Raw genomic sequence first — 21482 nt, 5'->3', positions numbered from 1 at the left:
CCGGGGCTGTAGCGCCGATCGACATCCTCGATCTCTGAGAAATCGTGCGGTGTTGTTACCCTGACCAGTCTGGGCGTGGCATCACTATCCTGGCGGACGGTATCGGATGCCGAGGCTTGCGGTGCCCCGCCCGCCTGCTTTGCCGATCGTCGGCCGAAAACAGAGCGAAGCCGCCTGAACCCGCGGCCGGCCTGCCACCAGATATCTCCGGTATGAGCCCGGGTCCGCTCAGCAGTGTTGTGTGTTGATAATCTTGGCCGAGCTCTTGGCTGGGTGATCAAATATAGGCGGCGTACCTGAAGCAGCGTCCAGTAGGTCCCAGCCCACATGAGGTAGAGAATGACCAAAAGGATAGCGATGCCGGCCAGGGAAGCCAGATATTGCCAGTACACGATCTCGCCGACGAAAAAGGCAACGACGATGGGCACAACCGCCGCCCACGCTCCGAGCTTCTTCTTGATGGGTGTCATAAGCCCCCCCGAGCCGAATCCCGCTTAGATTGCAGCGTTCATCCTATCGGCTCATGACACGGGCTCAACCTGTGTGATGCAGTTTGCGTCGGATGAGGCCGCAAGGGGGATGGTTGCGGCAAGGACGTGCCCCAATCACCAGGCCGCATTCAGCCGCTTCTCACCGCATCCACTCGGGTTCATCCTCATAGTCGCGGCAGTCGGTTCCGGTGGTGCAGCGATCGAGGGCATCGTCGCGAAAATGGTTCTCGAAGCGCGATTGGGTCTGCTCCTGATCGCGGATCTCCTCAGCCTTGGCGTCCGCGTCGGCGACGCCGCCCCGGTACTCGATCACCTCGTAATCGTTGGCCATCTCCCGATCGAGCATCTGCCGGATCGTCCGGTCCGAGGCGCCGTTCCTGCGCATGGGTGCGACGATCGTCTCATACCACCAGGTCGCGCCGCCTGCGTCCGGAGACCGCCCCAGGTTCTCACCATAGGCCCGGCAGAGAACGGGGTCGGCGGTGCATCGCGACGGGCTTAGCTCGTCGTTGCCAGCAACCGTCGGCGGCTGAGGCGGCGGCGGCGGAATGTACCGCTTGCAGCGCAGCTCACCGGACGCACTGACGCCTTCGGCATATTCCAGGATCGAGGCGTTGCAGTCCTTGCCCAGCACCCGTTCGACCCAGGGGGCGGCATCGGTCACGAACCGCTCGATCTCGGCGAGACGAAGGTCCAGAGCCTCCAGGCTGGTGTTTTTGGTCGTGCCTCGACCCGCCCAGGACTGGGCGAGCGCCACGCCGGGACTGAAGACGGTGCAGGCGGAGATGATGAGAAGAGACAGGCGCATGGCAGTGATCCGGATTTGTTCGTTCTAGGGGCGCTTTTTGCGGCACACGACGGCTTCGCCATCGCCGACCGCGGCCAGGAAATTGTTCTTGCCGGAGCAGGTCGCCCGTCTGAGACGCTCGACGGTGGGGGTCGTTTCCTTGGTGAAAGCTTCCAGCCTCTCCAGGCGGGCGATCAAGCGGCTGACGTCCGAGGCTGACCGGCTGCCCTCGCCGCTGAGCGCTTGGGCGTGGGCAGGGTCAGAGGCTGCGATCGACAGCGTTACGGCGCACGCGGCAACAGCGCTCAGGACGATCCTCGGGCAGGACAAAGGTCTCAGTATCTGCATATCGCGCGCCCCTCTTCGTCGAAGCCGATGATGAACTGGCCGTCCTTGCACTCGGCCTTGCCGAGCGCGGCCAGAAGCGGCTCGTAGATGGCGGCGAGCCGCTCCATCTGCGCGATGCGGGCCTCAAGACGGGCCAGCTGTGGGGTCTGGGTCGTTCCGCGCGAGGCGGCGTTCTGCGCCTGGGCGGGCGGGCTTGCCGACGCTGCCATCAGCAGTGCGACGGCAAGAACGCGGGCCCATCGGGGGGTCTGGATTGGCATGCGGTTCCCTCTTTCGTGGTTGGTATCTCTCTCTTATGGGGGATGTCAGGAATTGACGGCTGACGGGTCGGCAGACGGCCTGAGCGGTCGGCTTCGTCGAGGACGACACCCGCGACGGCATCGACCGAGATCAATCCAAACCACGAGCTGTCCCGCGAGCCGGAGGGCACCTCTCCCATGAGCAGGAGAGCCCCGTCCGGAATGCGATTGTCATAGGCCTTGGCATAGAGGGAGAGCATGGCTGCGCGCTCCCCTGGCAGACGATAGGGCACCCCGGCCGCGTTGCGGGCCGGGCTGCCGTTGACAACGACCGCGCCATGCCGAGCGATCCGCAACCGGTCGCCGGCCTTGCCAACGACGGCTTTGGCCAGTGGCTTGCGGCTGGCGCCGACCCGCACCAGCACGATCGCGCCTCGATCGAGCCCCGGCCCACAACCCGGACCCAGCGCTGCAAGCAGCGTCGCGCCATCGGCGATCCGGGGTTCAAGAGAGTGCCCCTCGACGCGGACATAGCCGGGTCGGCAGGTCGAAGCGGAGACTGGCGATGGGGCCGCCGTCAGGCCCACCAGGAGGGCCAGGCCAATGGCGGTGCAGCCGTGACAGAGCGCGCGCCGTCCCGGGGCCGTGCCTCGACAGCGACCATTGGGCCTACCATCAGCAGACTTCCGGTTCGGCGATCCCCGGACGGCCACGGACCAGCGGCCAAGCAACAGCAGCGCGCGGGTCAAAAATTGCAGCACCAGAGCGGGTGCGTCGCGTTGCAGTTGGAAGCCCTGTAGTCCCAAACCGCTTTGTAAGTGGTGCCCCCAACATCCGACACGGCGCCGTTACCAGTAGTTACTGTATACGGGTCGCTATGACCGCCACATGGTCCGACTGACGGCTCATGCACCCAGCCAAGCCTATCCACGATCGTGTTGAGTGAACCGAGCTGGGACATTTCTCCGAAGTGCCAACCGGCACCGAACTCGGCGGCACACTTGGCGTGCGCCCCGCTCAACCCACCCAGATCGCCGCTGTAGGACTGCCAGGTGCGCTTGCAGATCGGCGTGGTTCCGGCACCGCCACTGGCCCCGACCACAGAGATGGCGCTATCGACATAGGCCTTGGTGGCGACATTGTTGTCGGCCACCGGGGGAGCAGCCGTCATCGTCCCATCGGACGTGATCGGTCCGTTGGAGACGATCGCGTCGGCGGTGACGGTCCCGTTCACCGTGACATCGCCGCCGGTGATGGTCGGGGCGGCGTTGTCGCACTGGATCTGACTGCCGTCGCTGCGACAGAGCCGATTGCTGATGAGCGTTCCCACTTCCGGATCGTCCTCCGTGGTGATGGCCCCGCCCGCGACGCCTTCGGTCTGGTCAGGCACGCACTGCCAGCTTCCTCCGGCCGTGTCGGTCCACACCAGCTTGGCATTGGTCAGGTGGCAGTAGGGCGGTACGGCCCCGTTGGTCGCGTGCGGGCCAACGCTCGGGTCGGCCTCATCGACGCAAGCCCACGCGGTTCCCGTCCATTGCAGCATCCGGCCGTCGCCGTCGCACAGCACGATGGGCGCCTTGGCGTGGGGGTCGATGTCGGCAAGCTCGTGCTCGGCCGCGTCGATGCGGTCGCCATGGTCGGTCAGGGTCGCGCCGATCCCGTCCAGCCGGCTCTCATGGCCGTCGATGCGGGTCTCCAGCTCGGCGTCCTTGGCGACGAGGTCCGCTTTCATTTTTGTCGTCAATGCCTGCAGCCGGGCAATGCCGGCCTGGCCTCGGGCCATGCCGCTGGTGCCGTACACGACGCCTTGGGCGAACGCTGCCGTCGGCAGCAGCATCAGCGCCAGACAAACTCCTTTGAACGCGAACCGCATGTTGTCTTTCCTCCGCACGATGATCCGGTTGTCTTCCGGCGTCGTGCGAAGCCTCTCCGGACGGTTGTCCCGGGGTCTCGCTGTTCGGGTCGAGCAGAAACAGTCTGCTACGCCGGTGACCCGCTCTTGCTTATGAACGGGCTTACAAGCGCGGGTTCGCGGGTCCTGACAGTTACCTGACAGGGGGCCGGCTTGCGGGTGCGGCCGAACAGTCGGGGTGGCCTGTCAGGCACTCCGTCGGCGGCGGTCTTTGTCGTCTGCGGCCCGTCCTCCGTCTCTGGGCGGGTGCGCCCGCATCTTCCGTCCTTGCCCCGAGATGGCGGCTCTGACCGGGGCCGCCAGCCGGCGCAACGGCTTCGCCGTCCTCCTCTCCCGTTGCGGTCCTTCGGATGCGCCGACCGGCTCTTGGGCCCCGGTTCTTCGAGGCCATCGCAAGGCCGTTCGAAAGGCGAGCGGCTTAAGAGACCAAAGGAGGACAGACCGATGACAAAGACCCGTACCGACGTGCACGCCACCATCACCGACGCGATCGTGGCCGCGATCGAAGCCGGAACCGACGCCTGGCAGATGCCCTGGCACCGCGCAGGCGGCGCGCTCTCCCGCCCCGTGAACATCGCCACAGGGAACCCATACCGGGGCATCAACATCCTGGCGCTTTGGGTCGCAGCCCAGACCCGGGAGTTCACCCGCCCGGAGTGGGGCACCTACCGCCAGTGGGCCGCCAAAGGCGCCCAAGTGCGCAAGGGCGAGAAAGGCACTACGACCGTGTTCTACAGGGAGCTTGCCGTCGAGGCTGATGCGACCCCTGACGACGGCGACACCGCGTCTCCCGAGCGTCGCTGTGTGGCCCGCGCCAACATCGTCTTCAACGCCGACCAGGTGGACGGCTGGGAACCGGCACCGACCGAAGCGCCCTCATCCATCGAAGAGTTCGCGCCTGTGGCCAACGCGGAGGCCTTCGTGGCCGCCACGGCTGCCGACATCCGTCACGGGGGCGACGCGGCCTTCTACCGGCCGGCAACCGACCATATCCAAATGCCGCCGAAGGAGGCCTTCCGCGGGAGCCCGACCAGCACGCCCGCCGAGGCCTACTACTCCACCCTATGCCACGAACTCGTCCATTGGAGCGGTGCGGACCACCGTCTGGACAGGACCCTCAAGACCCGCTTCGGCAGTGAAGCCTATGCCGCCGAAGAGCTCATCGCCGAGCTCGGGGCCGCCTTCCTCTGCGCAGACCTCGAGATCAGCCTGAAGCCCCGGACCGATCACGCCGCCTACGTCGCAACCTGGCTCAAGGTCCTCAAGAACGACACCCGAGCGATTTTCACCGCAGCCTCCAAAGCTCAACAGGCCGTGCAGTTCCTGCACGGCCTCGGAGGGGGCGAGGCCATCACCGATAGGAACCTGTAAACGGGAATCGACGCAAATGCGGACTCGCAAAACGCGTGTTGTCAATCCGAATCAACTGATTCAGGATCATAAGCATGAGCAAATTGGCGCTGTCAGCTGTTCGTGTTCTCCGGCGTTTGCCGCATTCCGCGCGGTTTGACGCTCATCTTGACGACTGCGCGGCGCTCGTCTTCCTTTATTCCCCTACGCAGGAAGACGGCATCCGCCGACTTCGGCTGCGACACGTGCTTGGGCTTATTCCGCTGCCCAGCCTCGAGCCATGCCTCATGACAGCGGGTAGCGAGTGTGTCGAGAGTTCCATTCCGGCAGGTAACGGTGCTCGGAGCTACGTAGCAGCGCCAATTGTCAATACTCGAGATACTTTCGAGCGTGGGTCTCAAACGCTCCACTAGCGTTTCAGAGCTTTCGTCCGTCACGATCAGGAGTGAAACTCCCCGTTTCACGTGACAGGCGGCCTTGCACCAGCGCTTGATGGCACCCTGCAATCTGATCACATCGCGACCTGCATCTTCGAGCTCATATTTGAGCTCGAGCTGCAGGAGAAGAGGCTGATATCCCATCAGGTGTCGCCTTCCGATTCGGACCAACTTATTATAGCTGGTCCGAAGCGGTTCTCCGAGTCGACCTCCTCGACGGGATTCGAATACGCTGTCCTCACTTGGATGACCTTCAGCCAGGACGTCTTCGTCAAGTAACTGGTGCCGGCGACAAAGGCTCGGGTCCGCAATCTGTGAGGCAGCAAGCGTCAAGCGGTTGGTGCGGGCTCTCTGACGAGTTCGGCCATTTGAAGCCATGTCCACCTGAGGAAAGCCAAAGCGAGATCCCGCCATATTGGCCTGTCGTGTGATCCTTCCAACCGGATGCCATGGCTCCGTTCGGCGAGTGGTTCCGTCGCTTCCTGCGCCCTTTCCTTTGCATGGCGGACCTGGCCCCGGCGCCGTGCCCGGCAACGGCGTGCTTCGACTTTTCTCCCCTGACCTCCGGTCATTCCGCGCGAAGCAGAAAAGTCGGCGCGTGCCGTCGTCCGCTTCGCTTCCGCCCTCCGGGTGCAGGGCCCAGCCTCAACCGGGGCCGACGGTGAGCCATGGAAGGTCGCGAGGAGCGCGGCCTCAAACACACCGAAAGGAGAAAGACATGGCAACCATTGGAACCTTCACCAAGACCGAGCGCGGCTACACCGGCGACATCCAGACCCTGACCTTCAAGGCGAAGGTGGCGCTGACGCCCGTGACACGCGGCGGCGACACCGCCCCCGACTACCGCGTGACGGCGGGCACAGCCGAGATCGGCGCGGCCTGGATCCGCACCAGCGAGGCCGGCAACAGCTACCTTGCCATCAAGCTGGACGACCCAAGCTTCCCGGCCCCGGTCTACGCCAACCTTGTCGACCGCAACGGCAAGCAGGTCCTGATCTGGACCCGCTGAGGATAATCGGCCCCGCCCCAGCGGCGGGGCCGTTTTATTTCACAAAGGAGATTTCAATCATGAGTACGAATACGAACCATCCCGCCGCTGACTACGCCTTCGCCGAGATTGCCGTCGAACAGCTGACCGTCTACCGCTACGTCGTGGCGCTGACCGACGATGTCTGCGATCCTGAGGCGGTCCCCCTTGCCCGCTTCAAAGCGGGCGAGACACCCGATCTTGGCCCGGCCGATGGCGAAGCGCACGATCTCAGCACCTTCTATATTGATGAGCACCTGCTCCACCCCGGCCAGGCGTAAGCGGGACCGTTCGATTCCGCTCCGCGTGCGCGGAGCGGTTTCGGCTTGCCGAACGGAAAGCCATAAACCGGCCGACAATCTCCTTCATTATATCGAATGATGTTCGTTTTTTTTCGGTTTGGCCGGCCGATACCCCTCGGCGTCGGGGGGCTGGACCGGTTCGGTGAGCCTGCCGCTCCCGGAGGTGGCGGGCTTTCGCCCCGTGTTCCGTCGTTCCGGCGTTGGCGAGATAACGGACCGCGATACGGTTTGTAAGACGCAGCTCCCACCGACCATGTCGGTTGAGCCCACGGTCGGGCCACCCTCCGTGCAGACGGACTCCTGCGGCCCAAATAGGTTTGACGGGTAGCGCTTCTTCAACCGGTTTCGGTCCCGTCGACAAGATGACTGACCCGTGCCGGACGGGCATTTCCGAGCACCCCGATCGGGGCCACCGGCCCGCAAATGTGCAGGGTCAGCTAACAGCCAGATCCGGCGGTTCCGGACTGGCCAGCAGACCTGCTGTCGACCCGCGCAGCGGACTCGCGCCGCTGTCGGAGCGGCCGGGAGAGGCCTGCGCGCTTCTGTTTTGTTGGCCGGTGTTGGCTGCCACCGGATCATGCTGGACATCGCCGCCTGTATTCGATAAGTATTGAATAAACTATTCGCCTCCGTATTGCGGCTTTTGCTCTGAGTTCCCATAACAGTCTCAGGATGAAAAACAGTCGTATGCGGGAGGCAAGATGTACGTTGTCCCACATTTATTCGCATCACCTTGCCAGAAACTGGCTTCGGTGACGGCTCATAAACGGGCCAACCTGTCCGGCATTCGCCCCCTGACGGGGGCTCAAGCCGGGACCGGTCTTGCGGACCCTTGCGGTATCCGGGAGGTGGGTCATGGGGCGTAGGGCGCTTGCCGCGGAGGCCCGTCAGGCGGCCATCCTGGACGTCCGGCTTCCTGGTCCTCAGCGCGCCTTTATCGCGGAGTGCGCCGCACGCGGCGGGATGGCCGTGGCGGACTATGTCCGTGCGGTCCTGGCCGGGGCACGGCGCCGGCCGTACCGACGCCAGTTCGAGCGGCTGAAGGCGGATGCGAAGATCCGGGTGCGGATGACGGCGGCGGAGCTGGACCGGCTTCGCGCGTTTGCGCGGGATCGCGGCATGAGCCTTGGACGCTATGTGCGCCTGGTGCTCTCCGGCGGGCGACCCAGGGGGCGGTCTGCCGCACCTCGGGCTCTGAAGCAGGTCGTCTACGAGCTTCAGTCCATGGGGGCGAACTTCCGCCAGCTCGCCACGAGCCTGGGGGATCCCGACTATCTGGAATGGCGCACCCATGTGGCAGTGATCCTGGTGCGCGATTGCGTCCGTGCGGGGGATCGGGCCGAGGCCATGGGGGCGCTGCTGGGTCCGATCAACCGGGCCGGCCACCTGCTGAACGAACTGGCCTATCGTGCCAACGCCGGTCACGCTGTCACGGAGGCTGAAGAGGCCGACGTCCTCGAGGCCGTGGCCGCCGCCCTCAAGCCGCTCGAGGACTGTGTCTGGGCGACACCGTCATCTGAGCGCTGAGGCGGAGAGCGGTCATGCGGTTCAAGGTGGGCAAGCAACAGCCGGCGAGCTTCCGGGCGGCCGCCCTCTATCTGGCGGGACAGACCCGCAAGCATCGCGAGGCCGAGCGGGCGCGAGAGTCGGAGCGCGGCGCGGGACGTTCGGGCGGACGGGGCGACGACGGTGGCCTGCTCGGCGAGACGTCGAGCCCGGCCTCTCGTGGCGAGCGGGTGCTCTGGGTGGAGGAACGCGGCCTTGGCACCACCGACCCGGAGGAGGCGGCCCGTATCATGGCGATCACCGCCGAGCGCTCCCAGCGGGTGCGCCAGCCGGCCCTCCACTTCATCGTGGCCTTCGATCCGAAAGACGCCCGCCGCGGCCGGGTCGATCCGGACTCCATGCGGGAGATTGCCGGCGAGCTCACCGAGAAGCTCGGGCTGAACGACCACCAGATGCTGATTTACGCCCATGGTGATCGTGAGCATCCCCATCTCCACTTCCTGGCGAACCGGGTCCATCCCGAGACAGGCCGGGCCTGGAGCCAGCGCGACATCGGCCGCAGGCTCACCACGCTGTGCCGGGAGATCGCCGAGGAGCGTGGCCTCAATGCGCTCAAGGAGCGGAGCCGGGACCAGGATCGCGGGAGAGACGCCGACCGCACGGGTCCCGTCTCCGACGGCGAGTATCGCACCGCCCAGCGCGAGGGGCGCGAGCCGAAGGCGCCGTTCGACCGGGACGCGCTCGCCGAGCTCAAGACCAGCCTTGCCCCTGCCTTCCGCGACGAGACCAGTTGGGCAAGCCTGAGCGGCCGGCTGGCAGCCAAGGGTCTTTATCTGCGCGCCAAGGGTCAGGGCCTGATCGTTACCGACGGCCGTGCCTATGCCAAGCTCTCCCAGCTCGGCAAGACCGTCCGCCTGAAGGAGCTGGAGGCGCGGTTCGGCGAACGCTTCGCCGACTACTATGCACGCGAGGCCAGAGACCTCGTCGCCGAACGCGAACGGGATGGAGGACACGATGACCGCAGAGCGGAGAACCGCTCGTCCCAGGCTGGTTCGGATCGCGGCCAGCGGAACGGGCCGAAGGGCAAAGACCGGGACGACCTCGATAGCCTGCACCGACTGGAGACCGCCGACTTCGAATACCGACGCTGGGCCCTTCTCGACGAGACGCTAGCGGCATCCGAGCGCCAGATCCAACGGGCGGACCGCACGACGCGCAAGCGATCCTTTGAACTCGATCGCAACCGTGGCCGCGAAGTCGTGACCTACGACCGGATGCTCGTTCACATGAAGAGGCTCTTCGCCGACCCGGCCAAGGCCCACGCGCGCTGGACGGCGCTGGAGCGGGAGCTCGGCGTTGGTGACGCGGCCGAGCTGGTCGGCAAATCGCCTGGCCTCCTCGGCAGCTTGAGCCGGGATACGAAGGTGGGCCGCTCAGGCCGTCCGTCGGCCAAGAGCTGGGAGGCTCTTCAGAAGGCTCGCACCCGCTGGCGCGACGCCGAGGCGGAGCTGGAGGATGCCCGGCACAAGATGCAGCTGGCCCGCCACGCCGCCGAACGCGTGCGCTCGAACTTCCGCCACCTCCAGGCCCAGGTCGGGGAACGCGAACAGGTGAAGCGCTACCTCCGGCGCTCCATCCGCCTGCGCGCCCGCGCCCTCGACCGCGTCAATCACCGCATGTTCGAGAAGAGCCGCCTTGCCGACGAACGCATCGAACAGCTCCATCGCGCCTGGCGCAAGCACAACGAGCGGGAGAGGCAACGCGAGCGGGAAAGCGGACGGTGAGCGTCAACATCACGGTCAAATGCAACGGCCGGCGGCCGCCATGTCTTGTTCAGGCGCGAGCTCTCCTGAAGTGACGGACTGACCACAGGGTGATATCTAAAACCGACGGTTGCTAATCCGCGCGCTTCAGGTTGCGGACCTGAACTACCGCCGTCGCGCCGCGAGCGCCGTTGAGCTGTCTGGACATCAACATGCGGGGGGCATGCATGAACCAGTCCGAGATGGAAGCCATCCTGAAGCTCTACGAAGCGCATTTCGATCCGGCGGCCTATCAGGGCGCTGTCGATCATTTCGGCAGTCGCTTTCAGGATGTTCGGCTTGGGCTACAGATCGAGGAAACCGCTCCGCGCCGGTTCTGTCTCGACAGCGTCTTCGCCAACAACGATGAGCGGGACATTTCCGACTACATCGATGTGGCGTACCTCAATCCGATGGTCACGCCGGCGACCGTCGATCTGATGCGGTCTGGCCGACTTTTCAGGAGCGAGCCGTACATCTCCCGCGCAGAGATCAAGAGAAGTGAGTTTTTCGACGTTTATCTGCGGCCCCGCAATCGAATGGATTCGGCAATCGGATTCAATGTTTTTACCGGGCGAGGTACGACGGCCATGTTCACGGCCACGATCCCGGAAGCTCTCAGCGAAGACGAGCGGACCGATCTGGCCGCCTCTATCGATCGAATCCGACCATACGTTCAGCGGTCGTTTCGCATGGTTCGCGACCTGATGCAGCGCACCGCCGTCGCACAGACCGGTGATATCATCGATCGGGTTGGTACGCCGGTGGCGGTGTTCGATGCAGCACACCAGCTCATCGCCCAGAACGGGAAGGCCGAGGCCATGTTCCGCAGCGGCGGCGAGCTGTCGCTCTCAGGGCGCGGAACCCTGGCCGCCCGGGAGAAGAAATCGTCGGACCATCTGTATGCGGCGGCGGGCAAGGTCATGGCGGGCTCGCTGCCCGTTGGTCCGGTCCGCATAGCGCGTCCAGCCCAGGTTCCGTTGATCCTCTACTTCGTGCCAGCCGGCGGCGGCCGCCTCAATCCGATCATCGAGCCGTTCAAGGAAGGGTTTCCAGCCTATCTTCTCTACGTCCTCGATCCGGAGGACGTGGATCCTGCCCCGATGGATATTCTGACCTCGGCACTCGGGCTGACGCCGGCCGAGGCACGGTTGGCGGAATCCCTCCACAGAGGCAGCACGGTCAGGGAGGCGGCGGAGCAATCGTCAACCGCCTATGCCACGGCACGCAATCAGCTGACGGCCATCACCCGCAAGCTCAACCTGAGCCGACAGTCGGAGCTGACAGGGCTCCTCGCCCGCATTATGGCGCGGGTGCCGCGATAGACCGGCGACCAGCCCCCAACAGCAGTGGCAGGATCAAAAAAGATCGACCACATTGGTGAGATCGAGAACGATCAGCACGCCGCCGGCGAAGGCGGCGAACTCGATGCACATCCGGATCGTCACGATCACCCGGGTGATGTTGTCCATTGTCTGACGCCGAATGTGCTGTGGCCGAAAATGGGCGAACTCTCACTATTCTTGGGGGATGCTGCCGCGTGCGCATGATGCAAATGCTCTATCCGCCAGATGGTCTCGGTCAGTTTCCGGCATTGGAAGGGCAATCGGCCGGGTAAGTTGCGCTCTTCCCTCCGCCTTGTCGCAAAGAGCCAATCAGCTTGAGGCGGCTGCGCTCATGCGGCGTCTGCTGCGCACCCGGCGAAGTGCCCCTATCTCGCGCTTTGATCCGACGGCCGTCCCCAGAATGCGATCTCGTCTACCCGGTCGCCCCAGCCGACGACGAAGCGCAGGGTCCGCTCCCCCTGATCGGTGATCGCCATCGCCGTGCACCGGCGAAGCTCGGTGCCATCGGCGATGCTCGATACCTCCCGGATGGAATGGAGGCCGAAGACCACGAGATCGTCGTTCTCGGCAGCAAAGCCCGCCTGAACGATGCGTCGGCCTTCGTCGGCGCTGCAGGCCGGCAGCTTCGCTGGCGGTTTGGCCGTGGCCAGGCCAATCGTCACGCCGAAGACGGCCGCCGCAAACGCGATCATCGTGAACAGCTGCCAGGTGGCGGCGGTGTTGGGATTGGTGTTCGGGTCCATGGCGGTCTCTCCCTATCTTGCTTTCTGGTTTTCTAGTTGTCGTCCTTTCGTGCTTCGGCACGCCGCTCGGCGAGCGCCTTGCGGGCGCGGAACGGCTCCTCGGCGAACCAGCGGATCTTGCGCGCCCGGATCGGTGGGCAGGCCTGGACGAAGAGAAGCTGGTGCGTGGTCGGCATGGCCATGACCTCGTCCGGCGTCATCAGCTTGCGCGCCTGCAGCCCTTCGCTGGTTGAGAAGTGGTTCGGCAACAGCGACAGCGGTCCGGCCGTCGCCCGGCTGATGCTGGGCGCGATCACCGTGCGCGTCCCGAGCATGTTGGAGAGCTCCGCGGCCGTTGCGTAGTCGGTGACGTTGAAGGCTTGGCGCACCGCGCAGTTGGCGATCATCGAGCGCCAGCGCGGGTAGATCTGCATCAGCTGGTCGAGATCCTGGAAGAACAGCCACAGGCTCGCGCCGTAACCGGCGAGCCAGCCGATGCCGGCCTCGATCGGCTCCATCCGTCCAAGAGCTGCCGTCTCGTCCAGGAAGAAGACAACGGGCTCGCGCCGAGCGGTGCGAGCCCGGGTCGTGGCGACCAGCGCCAGTCCCACGAAGAGACGGACGAAGGGGCGGTAGGTCTCCAGGAGCTCCGGCGGCAGGATCAGATAGAGGCTGGTCGGTCTGCGCTTCAGATCCTCCATCATGAAGTCGGAGGCTTCCGTCGCGCGGGCGAGCAGCGGGCTCTTCCAGATCTTCATGTGGGTCTGGGCGGTGGAGATCACGGCGGAGCGCTCGCGGATCTCCTTCTGGGAAAAGCCCCGTGCCATGGCGGCAATACCGGCGTGATCGAAGGTAAGTATCTCGTCCAAGAGGTCCTCGAACCCGTCCTGATCACGCATCAGCAGCGTCCAGACATGGCTGAGCGTCCGCTCCGAACCGGTGCGGGCGTGAGCCACGTAGAGCAGGAGACAGGTGATCAGCGCCTTGGCTTCGCTGTCCCAGAAGGTCTCCGGGCCGCTGGAGGTCACCAGCATCTCGGTGATGAGGGTGGCGTCGTCGATCTCTTCCGCCTCTCCGACCCGGATGAAGTCGACCGGGTTGAACCGGGACGTCTCCACCTGCCGATCAAAAGGGGCGACGGCATGCACGCGGCCGAGGCTCGCCCGAAAGGCAGCGCTCGCCGCATGGTTCTCGCCCTTGGGATCGATGACGAACACCGATCCCGGATGATCGAGCAGGTTTGGAATGATGGAGCCTGCTCCCTTGCCGGAGCGGGTCGGGGCGAAGGCCAGCAGATGGCCAGGCCGCTCAAACCGCAGGAACGTCCGACCAATTCGTCCGAGGATGAGACCGCGGCGGCCGCGGAGGGCGTGAACATCGAGATCTCGCCTTGTGGCAAAGCGCGCAGAGCCATGCAGGGTCGCCCACTTGCGGTGTCGGCGGATCCGCAGCCAGAGGCCAGCGCCCAGACCAACACCGAGCAGCAGCACCACAGGCACCAGGCCCCAGGCAAACACCAGGAACAGGCCGACAAGGACGACCAGCGTGCGGCCGAGAAGCCGCGCGGGGGCTCGCACAAGCAAAGCCCACAGGAAGGCCAGAGCGCGCATCGGCGACGCCTCCTTCGTTTATTGCAACCACCTGCTTATGGGTGGCGGCACGAATGGAGGTGGCTTTTGCTTGCGGAGATCCAGAAACTGAGAGAGGCTTAAAGGTGTTGCCAGCCGAATACAGACGTCGCATTCCGGCGTTTATTGCAACCCGAGCGGCTGGCAACACCTGTTTATGGATGGCCGAGCCCGATCAATACCTGACATCTCCCGAAAGAGAGCATGCGCCTTACCCCGTTTGAGGGAGGCGTGTTTGCGCGGATTTGCACCAGTCCACCGGGCGGTGAAATCGGCGCGTTTTCGGGCTCGCGGGCTCGGGCGAAAGAACGGGCGCGTGCGGGCGGCATGATGGAGGTGTTTGGCCCTCGATCAGCTGCTAATGCTTCTGGTACCCGAGAAAGAGTGCACCAATCCGGATCGGAAAAGGTCGCGGTTTCGAGCGTCGACCGGTTCGGTGACGGCTTGCGACCAATGACCAAAGGGCGGGACGGGCTCGGGGTAGTATCCTTGCTGGAACAAGATCAAACGCCATGCTGACCCCAGGAGAGATCTACTCGAATCTCGACGACCTCGCCGCAGAACCTCCGGCGGGGGGGGGATTTGGCTTAGCGCTAATGGAGGCTGTAGGAGCCCCGCGCTCCACGATCACCAAACTCCGCGAGACCGCAAAGGGCGGTGCATTCACGTGGACAAGGATGCTGCGTTTCGAGGCGACTCAGCCGGGAGGAGCGGATGCGGCGTTAGATCGTATGCGAGCCGAAGCAGAGGCTTCGCCCAAGGGACGCCGTCCCCGCATCCTGCTTGCTTATGACGGTGAGCGGATCGCGGCCTATGACACCAGCCCGAAATTTGACGAAGAGCCGCTGCGCGTCGGCATCGACATGCTTTCGCTGGAAGGCGACGTGTTCTTTCCGCTCGGCGGGCACGAGCGCTACGTTCCGAAAAAGGAGCGTATGGCCGACGTGCGGGCTACGCGCTTCATCTCGCGCTTCCACGACGCAGTCCGCGACGTCAACCCAGGTTGGACCACCCAAGCCGATCGGCACGCTCTCAATATCTTCATGGCGCGCGTACTGTTCTGTCTGTTCTCGGACGATGTCGGCATTTTCGAGAAGGACGTGTTTGAAAAAGCGGTGCGGCAGTCCACGAGGGTTGATGGCGCCGATCTAGCGGATTTCTTCGAGGGCGCCTTTCGTCACATGGATACGCCTCATGCGATGCGTTCCTCTGAGACCAAAGGCTGGTCAAAGCTGGAATACGTCAACGGCTCCTTGTTCGAAGAAGATGTGCCCATGCCGGCGCTGGACGGGCGCTGCCGCAAGCTGCTTCTCGACTGCGCAGGGCTGAACTGGAAGCTCATTAACCCCGATATTTTCGGCTCCATGCTCCAAGCCGTCGTCGACGTGGAGAAGCGCGGCGAGCTCGGGATGCACTACACGTCTCCGGCAAACATCATGAAGGTGCTGGAGCCCATTCTGCTCGATCCGCTCAAGGCCGAGCTTGAGCGGGCGGGGGCGAACAAGGGGCGGCTGCGCGCCTTCCTCGAGCGGCTCGGCCGAATCCGCGTGTTCGATCCGGCCTGCGGGTCGGGAAACTTCCTGATCCTCGCCTACAAAGAGATGCGGGCGCTGGAGATGGAGGCAATGCGCCGCCTCGCCACGCCACGCCTATCAGGCATCGCACTGGAGCAATTCTTCGGAATAGAAATCGATGACTTTGCTTGTCAGGCGGCGCGGCTGGGCCTCTGGATCGCGAAATACCAGTGCGATCAGCAACTGGAATTGGACCTTGGTCAGCGCACCGACTTCCTACCACTCCAAAAGGCGGGCGTGATCGTGACTGGCAACGCAGCGGAGGTGGATTGGCTGGAGGTTTGTCCGCCCACGGACGCGGTGGGCGAGCCCGTCGAGACGGTGGTGATAGGGAACCCACAGTTCAAGGGTGCGATGTGGCAGTCCAAGTCACAAAAGGCCGACATGGACCGCGTGTTCAATGGGCGGGTGCCGAACGTCGGACGACTGGATTATGTCGGGATTTGGTTCCTCAAAGGTGCTGACTACGCGGAGGCAACGGGGGCGCCCTTCGCTTTTGTCTCCACGAATTCGATTGTCCAGGGCGACTCGGTGGGAATGCTCTGGCCGTACCTTCTAGATCGGCTTGATATCCGCTTCGCCTATCGTTCTTTTAAGTGGTCGAACCTTGCCGCGCACAATGCGGGAGTGACCTGTGTCATCGTCGGCATGGGACCGCCAAGCGATGCGCCGAAGCGCCTTTTTGACGGCGATACGGTGCGAGACGTGGAGGTTATCGGCCCCTATCTCGCGCCCGGAGTGACGACGATTGTGGGAAAGAGGAGCACGCCTCTCTCCTCGGATCTGGAACCGTTGGTATTTGGAAACATGCCGCGGGACGGAGGGCACCTTCTGCTAGACCGCAACGAGCGCAACGCGTTGCTAGAGGCGCACCCGGAAGCGGAACGATTTCTCCGCCGGATCTACGGCTCACAGGAACTGATGAAAGGCATCGAACGGTGGTGCCTTTGGGTGGACGATAAAGACTACGCAGCTGCCCGGCAGATTAAAGAATTGGCGGCGCGGTTCGAGCGCGTCTCTGAAATGCGCCTCCAAGGAAGCGCGAGTACGGCAGCGTTCGCTGATCAACCCTACCGCTTCGTTCAACGTCCGGGTGCTGCAACCTCGCACACAATCATGGTCCCTGCGATCACGTCCGAGGGTCGAGCTTGGCTTCCCGTTGCGGTCATGGATCATCGAAATATCATCAACAATAAGATATATGGACTTATTGACGGCTCGATTTGGCAGGCGGGGATTTTATCCTCTCGTATGCACCGGCTTTGGCTGGAAACAGTGGGGGGACGACTTGAGACCCGCCTCAGCTACGCGAACACCCTCGTTTGGAACACTTTTCCTCTCCCACCTCTCTCTGAGCGGCGTAAGGCAGAGCTGGAGGAGCATTGGTGGGCGATAGACGAAGCCCGACAGGAGGCGGGGTTCGGGCAATCGCTTGGCGAACTTTACGCCCCCGCCACCATGCCCCGTCGCCTGCGCCGTGCACATGAAGAGCTGGACGAGACGATGGAGACCATCTTCGGTTCGCGTCGCTATCGCTCGGACGCCGACCGCATCGAGCACATGCTGCAACTCTATGCGCGCATGGCCGCGGGAGAAGCGAAGCCGATAAGGACCAAGGAAAGGGTGAGCCCATGAGCGCGGCGGGGAACAAGGCTGGTGAGAACGGGCTCGGCTCGATCACGCTCAACTACGATGGAACAGGCGCGTCCAAGGCGACCGATAGTCTCGGCATGCGCGCTATGCAGGCCCGCGTGTGGGACAAGCGGGACGCCCAACATCTCCTAGTGAAGTCACCCCCCGCTTCGGGCAAATCGCGCGCGGCCATGTTTGTCGGATTAGAGAAGCTGCGCACAAACGCGGTCGATCGCGTGGTCATCGCCGTGCCGGAGCGCTCAATCGGCGCTTCGTTTCGGGACACGGATCTCGCGGCAGGAGGCTTCCACTCAGACTGGCGGCTCGACCTTGACCTCTGCACCATCGGCTCGGAGACCGGCCGAAAAGTGAACGAACTGATCGGGTTCCTTCGCGGCGAGGGTGGCGGGCGGACGACACTGTGTACCCACTCCACCCTGCGCGCCGCCTATGCCAAGACGGACGATGTGACCATGTTTGACCGCGCACTCGTCTGCGTGGACGAGCTGCATCATGCTTCTTCGGACGAGAACAGCCGGCTAGGCAATCTGCTGCGCGGACTGATCGACCGGGCGGGCGAAGCAGGGCACGACGCGGCGCATATCCTCGCCATGACCGGCTCCTACTTCCGCGGTGACGGCACTGCGGTCCTGCACCCGGAGGACGAGGCGCGCTTCGAGCGCGTGATCTACACCTACTACGAGCAGCTCAACGGCTACGAGTACCTCAAAACACTTCGCATCAACTTCCGATTCTATCAGGGCAGGTATCTCGACGCGATCGGCGACGCCCTGGACCCAAGCCTGAAGACCATCGTGCACATACCCCATGTTGGCTCGGCCGAGGGGAGTGGGATCAACAAGATGTTTGCGGTCGACGCGATCGTGGACGCGATTGGCGACCGCCTGGGCAAGAGCCCCAAGACAAGCATCGACCAAGCCACCGGCTTCGTGCAGCTCACGGTTGGCGGCCGTACGCTCAAGATCGCGAATCTTGTGGACGATAGCGCCGACCGCGAGAAGGTGCTGGCTAGCCTGCGTGCGGTAGAGGATCGCGATGACGTCGATATCATCATTGCACTCGGCATGGCAAAAGAGGGCTTCGACTGGGTGTGGTGCGAGCACGTTCTCACCGTCGGCTACAGAGGCTCGCTGACTGAGGTCGTGCAGATCATCGGCAGGGCGACGCGTGATGCGCCCGGCAAAAACGAAGCGCTATTCACCAACCTTGTCTCCGCGCCCTTCGCCAACGACGAAGCGGTAAGCCGTGCCGTCAATGATATGCTTAAGGCGATCTCGGTATCGCTTTTGATGGAGCAGGTGATGGCACCTGTCTTCAAGTTCCGGACCCATAAAGGCGCCGATGAGTTCGATGGCTCGCCCGGCAACAAATCAAAATTGGAGCCTGTGACCAACGCCGGCGAGATCGAGATCGTTGGCATGCCGGAGCTGGACGAGAAGGTGGTCGAAACGATCGAATCTGACTTCAACGACCTGTTTGCCGATGTGCAGAACGACCCCCGGACGCTTACAGTGATGATCAATCCCGACGACCACCACACGGACGTGATGTACGACCTCGTGGTGACAGATGTGATCAAGCGGCGATACCCCGGCTTTTCCGACGAGCAAGTCCAGGACGCGGTTAGCCTGTTCAGCGTGCGTGCCGGGCTGGGGCGCGAGGTCGCCAAGGACCCCAGCATCATCCAGACGCCCGGCATGTCCGAGAACGAACAGGCTGCCTATGCAGGACCGGGAGAAGGCGACGACGGGCAACACACGACCGGTCCGAACGCCGGCGATCGCTTCGTGGAGCAGGCAAAGCGGTTCATTAATGTGAGGGAGTTGCAGGTCGATCTATTGGGCGGCCGTCGAGACTTTGACGATGCCTACGAACTGTTATCAAAAGAACTCTCAGAGGAGCTGCTCGCGCGCCTTCACGGCGAAGTTCGCGCCCTGAAGGTCAACATGTCGCAGGAAGAGGCCGAAAAGCTCTATCCGCGCATCAAAGACTTCATCCAGCGCGAGGGTCGCGAGCCCAATTTGAACTCCCCTAACGGTCGCGAAGCGAGGCTGGCCGAGGCGCTGGCGTACCTGCGCAAGCTCTCCCGAGAGAAACGCGAAGCAATGACGGGCGCGGACAAGGGACAGGTCGATGCCTGATCCGATCGACTACTTCAACGACGAGCTTCTTCTCACACCTAATGAGAAGCCGAAAGCAGCGCGAACGCCCCTGCTCGATCGCGCAGTCGAGGTGATTGAGCGCATCAATGCTTTCGTCGATGAGACGAGTGCGGAGCCGGTCTCCGAGCCGGGAAAGAGCGTTCGCGAACGCATGCTGGCAAACGAGCTTGCCGGATTGCGGGCATCGAAAGCGGGTCTCGAAGGGCTGGCATCCTACGATAGACACAGCCTAGTGTTTGGGAAAACGAGCGCAGTTGACCCGCTCGATGATCCTCTCCTTTCGGATGGCCTCGACATCTTCGAGGTGCGCGCCGAGCTAAAGCCAATGGCCCGTCCCGACTTCGTGGCTGATCGAAGGCCTTGTCCGGATTTTGAGCGCTTTGAGCCGCTGATAGAGAACATCCGCAGGGCTGTTGAGGCAGGAGGGCGCAAGCCACAGCCCTTTCGGCAGGAGCGCGTCGAATCAGGCGAGTTCTTCGTCCTCAAGGGCCAACTCGTCTACGTCGCAGATCTTCGTGATGAGCACAGGCGCAATGATAAACCAGATGCGCGTTTACGCGTCATCTTCGACAACGGCACGGAATCGAACCTCCTGATGTCGTCGCTCGTTCGGCGGCTCTACGAGGATAAAGATGCCCGCCGCATCGGTCTGGCAGATGCTGGCCCCTTGTTCGAGGGCGCTCGTACTGGGTTTGTATACGTGCTCCGCTCCCGATCCGACAAACCTGAAGTCCAAGGACTGCTGAAGGTTGGCACCACATCAGGAGCGGTGGAAGATCGCATCGCGCGTGCGGAAACCCAGTCAGCGTTTTTGTTCGCGCCTGTTGAGATCGTCGCCACTTATGAACTTGTGGGGCACTCGGCGAAGGAGGCCGAACAGCGTATCCACCGGGCGCTTCGCTCCTATCACATCGCTCTCAGAGTGACGGGGCCGGATGGACGATCCTTCAGTGCGACGGAATGGTTCAGGGCGAAACCGGAACTTATTGAAGATGCGATCAATTTAGCGCTCACTTAGGGTTTGCCGGCCTCTTGCGGTCCGTCCGCATTGTCTAGAATCGAAATGGCCGCTTGATGAATTTACGAGGCATATCGACCGGTATGAGATCGGGATCGGCAAGGACTTTGCCAGGAGATCGACGTATTTTTTCTCGGTGTCCGTAGCCTCAACCTCTCCGACGATGACGACCTCATCAACCGATCGAGATTCAGGCCACAATGCGTAGTCGAGGATCTGTCCGAGCGCCTCGCGAATGCAGCCGCGGGCGGTTGATGCAGTTTTTACTTCGAAGAGGATGCGCTTCTTCGGCGTCTGCACAACCATGTCGATCAAGCCACCGCCGTCGGATTGTTGCTCTCCACCGACATGATGTTTACCGTGTTCGGCGACCAGAAGATCGAATAGAGCTTTTTGAATTAGCTTGTGTCGGAAATGCATTGACGAAGATTTGGCTGACGCCTGAAAGGCTGTCTCGGTCATACCAAGCGAAAAACCGGGCTTGAAGTCGAAGGTAAATTTTGATGGTGCTGAAACGGTAGCGCGGCCGCCCTGAACGTAGAGATAGATAGGCAACAGCCGGTTGAACGTCGCGATCATGCGATCGTAGTCCGGGTCGTTGAACGTTGTTACCTGCCCGATGAAAACAAACGTCCCGGGCGTCATGTGTTCATTCAGAATTTCGGTCGGTCGATGAGGTGAACTGCGCCCGTCGTTGGTGTGATACCACATCCACAAATCGGATAATTCTTCGCGGTTCTGTCGGAGAAAGTCGTTGAAGAGCGCGGCCTTGGGCTTTAAAATGCTGACGTCCAGCAGGCTGCGGTTGGGTTGGAACGAGAAGGCAATGCCGTAGCGGAGATCGCCCAGCTTTTCGACAAACGGCGCCTCTTCTCCAAGATTGAACTGAAGTTCGTCGAATCCGCCGTGATGATGAGCCCATTCGTCGGAATTGGCCCGGCCGAAGGGTACAGCGTTTGGGCGCCGACCCAGCCCTTTTAATTCCTTTCTCAAGTCTTGCAGTCGGCCAAACTCAGTGTTTGCTGACCGCCGATCTATTTCATCGACCAGTTCCTGCATCGTCGGCATATCGTCAGACCACTCCCCGATTGTCGCCGTTCATGTAGATCGAGGCCCTCGGAACGGTCTCGAAGACCTTCCGCGTGGTTACAGTATGTCCAATTCGGGAGTGAGGCTAT

At 63.0% G+C, this 21482-nt stretch carries 19 protein-coding genes; 9 read left to right on the top strand and 10 right to left on the bottom strand.

Annotated elements, in window-relative coordinates; translation table 11 throughout:
- The 6 genes from ACSSVZ_RS24695 to ACSSVZ_RS24670 form a co-directional block, all read right to left on the bottom strand.
- Window positions 1–470, bottom strand: a 470-nt coding sequence (locus ACSSVZ_RS24695; protein WP_453973442.1) for a hypothetical protein, incomplete at its 3' end; no start/stop codon positions are given.
- A 160-nt stretch (window positions 471–630) separates the two neighbouring features.
- Window positions 631–1299, bottom strand: coding sequence for a hypothetical protein (locus ACSSVZ_RS24690; RefSeq protein WP_453973441.1), 669 nt, complete (start codon window positions 1297–1299; stop codon window positions 631–633).
- A 24-nt stretch (window positions 1300–1323) separates the two neighbouring features.
- Window positions 1324–1626, bottom strand: coding sequence for a hypothetical protein (locus ACSSVZ_RS24685; RefSeq protein WP_453973440.1), 303 nt, complete (start codon window positions 1624–1626; stop codon window positions 1324–1326).
- The gene (locus tag ACSSVZ_RS24680) at window positions 1614–1835 is read right to left on the bottom strand and encodes a hypothetical protein (protein WP_453973439.1); all 222 of its coding nucleotides are present in this window, start codon (window positions 1833–1835) and stop codon (window positions 1614–1616) included. Before ACSSVZ_RS24680 ends, ACSSVZ_RS24685 begins: the two co-directional genes overlap by 13 nt.
- Entirely contained in the window at window positions 1835–2452 is a 618-nt protein-coding gene (lepB, locus tag ACSSVZ_RS24675; RefSeq protein ID WP_453973438.1) for a signal peptidase I, read from the bottom strand. The genes ACSSVZ_RS24680 and lepB overlap by 1 nt, the downstream gene beginning before the upstream one ends.
- A gap of 158 nt (window positions 2453–2610) precedes the next feature.
- Complete coding sequence (locus tag ACSSVZ_RS24670) at window positions 2611–3738, bottom strand: hypothetical protein (RefSeq protein ID WP_453973437.1); 1128 nt, start codon at window positions 3736–3738, stop codon at window positions 2611–2613.
- A 483-nt stretch (window positions 3739–4221) separates the two neighbouring features.
- Here ACSSVZ_RS24670 and ACSSVZ_RS24665 point away from each other — a divergent pair, with 483 nt between their 5' ends.
- Window positions 4222–5148 carry an ArdC family protein gene (locus ACSSVZ_RS24665; protein WP_453973436.1) on the top strand — a complete coding sequence of 309 codons (927 nt, stop codon included), beginning with the start codon at window positions 4222–4224 and terminating at the stop codon, window positions 5146–5148.
- A gap of 92 nt (window positions 5149–5240) precedes the next feature.
- Here the strand turns inward: ACSSVZ_RS24665 and ACSSVZ_RS24660 are convergent, their stop codons facing one another.
- Window positions 5241–5708 (bottom strand): hypothetical protein, encoded by a 468-nt coding sequence (locus ACSSVZ_RS24660; protein ID WP_453973435.1) that lies wholly within the window; start codon window positions 5706–5708, stop codon window positions 5241–5243.
- Window positions 5709–6282: 574 nt separating this feature from the next.
- On the opposite strand from ACSSVZ_RS24660, the gene ACSSVZ_RS24655 reads away from it, so the two are divergent.
- The 5 genes from ACSSVZ_RS24655 to ACSSVZ_RS24635 all read left to right on the top strand — a co-directional run bounded on the left by ACSSVZ_RS24655 (window position 6283) and on the right by ACSSVZ_RS24635 (window position 11526).
- On the top strand, window positions 6283–6573 hold the full coding sequence (locus ACSSVZ_RS24655) for a DUF736 domain-containing protein (protein WP_453973434.1): 291 nt from the start codon (window positions 6283–6285) through the stop codon (window positions 6571–6573).
- A 59-nt stretch (window positions 6574–6632) separates the two neighbouring features.
- A complete protein-coding gene (locus ACSSVZ_RS24650) occupies window positions 6633–6872 on the top strand; it encodes a hypothetical protein (protein WP_453973433.1) in 240 nt (79 codons plus the stop codon).
- An 876-nt stretch (window positions 6873–7748) separates the two neighbouring features.
- Complete coding sequence (locus ACSSVZ_RS24645) at window positions 7749–8420, top strand: plasmid mobilization protein (RefSeq protein ID WP_453973432.1); 672 nt, start codon at window positions 7749–7751, stop codon at window positions 8418–8420.
- Window positions 8421–8434: 14 nt separating this feature from the next.
- Window positions 8435–10183: a relaxase/mobilization nuclease domain-containing protein gene (locus ACSSVZ_RS24640; protein ID WP_453973431.1), complete on the top strand. Its 1749-nt coding sequence runs from the start codon at window positions 8435–8437 to the stop codon at window positions 10181–10183.
- Window positions 10184–10389: 206 nt separating this feature from the next.
- The gene (locus ACSSVZ_RS24635; RefSeq protein WP_453973430.1) at window positions 10390–11526 is read left to right on the top strand and encodes a helix-turn-helix transcriptional regulator; all 1137 of its coding nucleotides are present in this window, start codon (window positions 10390–10392) and stop codon (window positions 11524–11526) included.
- Between the two features lie 386 nt (window positions 11527–11912).
- Here ACSSVZ_RS24635 and ACSSVZ_RS24630 read toward each other — a convergent pair whose 3' ends face one another.
- Together ACSSVZ_RS24630 and ACSSVZ_RS24625 are read right to left on the bottom strand one after the other, a co-directional pair.
- Window positions 11913–12290 (bottom strand): hypothetical protein, encoded by a 378-nt coding sequence (locus ACSSVZ_RS24630; protein ID WP_453973429.1) that lies wholly within the window; start codon window positions 12288–12290, stop codon window positions 11913–11915.
- A gap of 32 nt (window positions 12291–12322) precedes the next feature.
- The gene (locus ACSSVZ_RS24625; RefSeq protein WP_453973428.1) at window positions 12323–13879 is read right to left on the bottom strand and encodes a type IV secretory system conjugative DNA transfer family protein; all 1557 of its coding nucleotides are present in this window, start codon (window positions 13877–13879) and stop codon (window positions 12323–12325) included.
- Window positions 13880–14409: 530 nt separating this feature from the next.
- Here ACSSVZ_RS24625 and ACSSVZ_RS24620 point away from each other — a divergent pair.
- Genes ACSSVZ_RS24620 through ACSSVZ_RS24610 form a run of 3 tightly spaced genes read left to right on the top strand, consistent with a single transcriptional unit; the run spans window position 14410 to window position 20304 of the window.
- Window positions 14410–17106: a DNA methyltransferase gene (locus ACSSVZ_RS24620; protein ID WP_453973427.1), complete on the top strand. Its 2697-nt coding sequence runs from the start codon at window positions 14410–14412 to the stop codon at window positions 17104–17106.
- Window positions 17103–19265: a DEAD/DEAH box helicase gene (locus ACSSVZ_RS24615; protein WP_453973426.1), complete on the top strand. Its 2163-nt coding sequence runs from the start codon at window positions 17103–17105 to the stop codon at window positions 19263–19265. Before ACSSVZ_RS24620 ends, ACSSVZ_RS24615 begins: the two co-directional genes overlap by 4 nt.
- Window positions 19258–20304, top strand: a complete 1047-nt coding sequence (locus ACSSVZ_RS24610) for a GIY-YIG nuclease family protein (protein WP_453973425.1) — start codon at window positions 19258–19260, stop codon at window positions 20302–20304. The genes ACSSVZ_RS24615 and ACSSVZ_RS24610 overlap by 8 nt, the downstream gene beginning before the upstream one ends.
- Here the strand turns inward: ACSSVZ_RS24610 and ACSSVZ_RS24605 are convergent.
- Entirely contained in the window at window positions 20290–21363 is a 1074-nt protein-coding gene (locus ACSSVZ_RS24605) for a hypothetical protein (protein WP_453973424.1), read from the bottom strand. The genes ACSSVZ_RS24610 and ACSSVZ_RS24605 overlap by 15 nt on opposite strands.
- Between the last annotated feature and the right edge of the window lie 119 nt (window positions 21364–21482).

The sequence above is a fragment of the Amorphus sp. MBR-141 genome (assembly GCF_053628695.1).
The sequence above is the reverse complement of the archived record's forward strand: the minus strand, read 5'-3'. Positions and strand labels throughout refer to the sequence as shown.